Source organism: Methylobacterium sp. Leaf111 (assembly GCF_001423285.1).
Taxonomy (GTDB): Bacteria; Pseudomonadota; Alphaproteobacteria; order Rhizobiales; family Beijerinckiaceae; genus Methylobacterium.
Genome location: NZ_LMNE01000063.1, coordinates 1 through 2,692, shown reverse-complemented (window position 1 = coordinate 2,692; position 2,692 = coordinate 1). Strand labels below are relative to the sequence as shown.

Annotated in this window: 3 protein-coding genes; 2 read left to right on the top strand and 1 reads right to left on the bottom strand. The window is 58.8% G+C overall.

The window, feature by feature from the left end:
- Positions 1–920 (top strand): IS701 family transposase (locus tag ASF41_RS20450; RefSeq protein WP_244479736.1); only part of this gene is annotated, 920 nt, incomplete at its 5' end.
- A gap of 236 nt (positions 921–1,156) precedes the next feature.
- The gene (locus ASF41_RS24380) at positions 1,157–1,876 is read left to right on the top strand and encodes an ABC transporter permease (protein WP_244479735.1); all 720 of its coding nucleotides are present in this window, start codon (positions 1,157–1,159) and stop codon (positions 1,874–1,876) included.
- A gap of 486 nt (positions 1,877–2,362) precedes the next feature.
- Here the strand turns inward: ASF41_RS24380 and ASF41_RS20445 are convergent.
- A partial coding sequence (locus ASF41_RS20445; RefSeq protein WP_056496513.1) for a cupin domain-containing protein occupies positions 2,363–2,692 on the bottom strand: 330 nt, incomplete at its 5' end.

The following is a 2,692-nucleotide window of genomic DNA, read 5'->3' as shown; positions in this document are numbered from 1 at the left end:
GCGGCTCGACCATATCCTCAAGCATAGACATAAAACGATCCGAACCCGGGACCGTCAGAATCCCCCATCGCAATCAACCCGGGAAGGGCGGCTCCAGACACCGCTTACGGAGCAAGGGTGAGATCGCTCTATCGGAACTCGATCGCCTAAGGGCGGAGGGTCTGCGCTTCAGCACGGTGCTGGCGGATGCGGGCTACGGCGTCAGCGCCGCCTTCCGTCACGGCCTAGATGCAAGGGGCCTGCGCTGGGCGGTGGGCATCGTGAAGAACCAGAAGGTCTACGCAGCCGACGTGCGGCTCGTGCCGCCGACGGGTCGCGCACGCAAGCCTGTGCCGGACCAGGAGCCGCGTGAGGCCGAGGCGGTGCTGTCCGATCTGCCGTGGCGGCGTGTGACGTGGCGCCAGGGCACGAAGGGCAAGCTCTCGGCCCGGTTCGCCGCCCTCCGGGTGCGGGCCGGCGACGGTCCGGTCTGGGGCAACAACCGGCATCTGCCGGGCGAGGAGGTCTGGCTCGTGGGCGAGTGGCGCTCGTCGGGCGAGCGCAAGTACTACCTGTCCAACCTACCGCCCGGCACGTCACGACGCGCGCTGGCCGGTACGATCAAGGCGCGCTGGGTCTGCGAGCAGGCCCACCAGCAGCTCAAAGAAGAACTCGGCCTCGATCACTTCGAGGGACGCTCATGGACCGGGCTGCATCGACACGCGCTGATGACCTGCATCGCCTGCGCCTACCTGCAGCATCTGCGCCTCGCCGAATACCATCGGACGGGGCGGGGGAAAAATGACGACCCGCCTTCCGGGCCCGCCGCCGTCACCCAGCCTACCCGCCGTGCGGCAGGCCATCATCGGACGACTGTTCGCCAGCCTCGTCCCACCTGTCCTGTGCCCACACTGTCGACAGCGCTTCAAGCTGCCCTCTGACGTCAAAGTGCCCAGGTAGTGCTAGGCGGACCCAGTAGGAAATCTGGATTCCCCATGCCATCCTTAGGGGGGAGTGTTAGGGCTGGCGCCTATCCGGGAATGTACATTTGCCACAATATCGATCTAAGACGTCGCAGCCCGCGCGCACATCGAGATTTAGTATGCTACCTCCAACTGATAAAATGCCAAGTAGGCGAAGTAATTTTCAAGTTTACGCGCAAGTCATACGAGCTCTGATGCTTCGTGATATGCGCACCCGTTTCGGCGGCTCTTACTGGGGCTATGTACTAGTAGTTTTCTGGCCTGTCGCGCATATTCTACTGATGGTTGCAATAATGGTGTTTCGCGGTATTCAGTCACCAACCGGAGATGATCCCATTCTGTTTGTTGCAACTGGAGCTGTTCCGGCGCTTGTCTTTCAGTATACCTCGCGTGAAGCAATGAAAGCTATTTTAGTTAATCGGCCTCTTACTTATTACCCACAAGTAAAAATTTTTGATATAATGTTAGCTCGCTTTCTTGTTGAGGCAATAAAAGGTTTCCAGGGCCTCATTATTGTCATAGTAGTACTTTTAATTCTGGGCGTAAGTCCGATGCCGGCGCATCCCGCCACGGCGATCGCCGCTTATATGATGGCGCTTCTCTGGGGACTGGGGATGGGGGCCGTGAATATTGGAATTATGTCGCTATTTCCCGGCTGGTTGATTGGGTATCTCGGTGTAACGATTGCAATTTATTTGACATCTGGTATCTTTTTTTTACCACATATGATGCCAGGGGAACTGTATGACATGATGAAGTGGAACCCGATGGTGCAGATCATCGAGTGGGTTCGAATAGCTTACAATCCCCAGCTCGGAGTTTCAGTTGATTATTTTTATGTGATCGCCTGGGCTGCTGGCTCTTTATCTGTGGGGCTGCTCATGGAAAGAACGGTGGTGCGGCGCTTTTCATAGGCTGATGTAAAGAATTTCCCAGAGCGCGGGCTCTGGGACGCAGTGCACGGTGGACAGCCGAGGTCAATGTAACAGGACACCTTCTTCAGAATGACCGTTCCAAGCCGGCAGACGACGCTGAAGAGTGCGCCCCACATCCAGATCTAATGGCGTCGATGCGCTTCGCCGGGGCAGGTTTTACTGGCTCTTCCGGCTCCGCCCGGGCTTCCGAGTCCCTAACAGCACTAGAGTAACACCGAGCCGGGGGAACGAAGAGCCCACCGCGGCCGGAGCGAGGCGAGTGTGGAGCCTACCCATCTCACCTCGGGACTAAACACTAGACATGATGTACCGAGTCGATCGCCAAGCCTGTGTGCATTCGAGAACAGCCAGCAAGCGTCGTACACATACAAGAGCGCGTAGCTGACCAAAGGTTACGTTTTGAAGGCTAGGGCGTGGGCGATAGAGAGGCGGGCAGCTTCGGAAACATGCGGGCGTTCTCATACCTCATCGTCCGTAGATATCCTCGACGCGGATGATGTCGTCCTCGCCGGTGTAGGAGCCGACCTGGACCTCGATCAGTTCCAGGGGGATCTTGCCCGGGTTGGTCAGGCGGTGCATCGAGCCGATCGGCAGGTAGATCGCCTCGTTCTCGTGCACCAGCACCACCGCCTCGTTGAGCGTGACCTCCGCCGTGCCCTTGACCACCACCCAGTGCTCGGCCCGGTGGAAGTGCTTTTGCAGCGACAGCCGCCCGCCCGGCGTTACCATGATCCGCTTGACCTGGAAGCGCTCGCCCAGGTCGATCCGCTGGTACCAGCCCCAGGGCCGGTACAT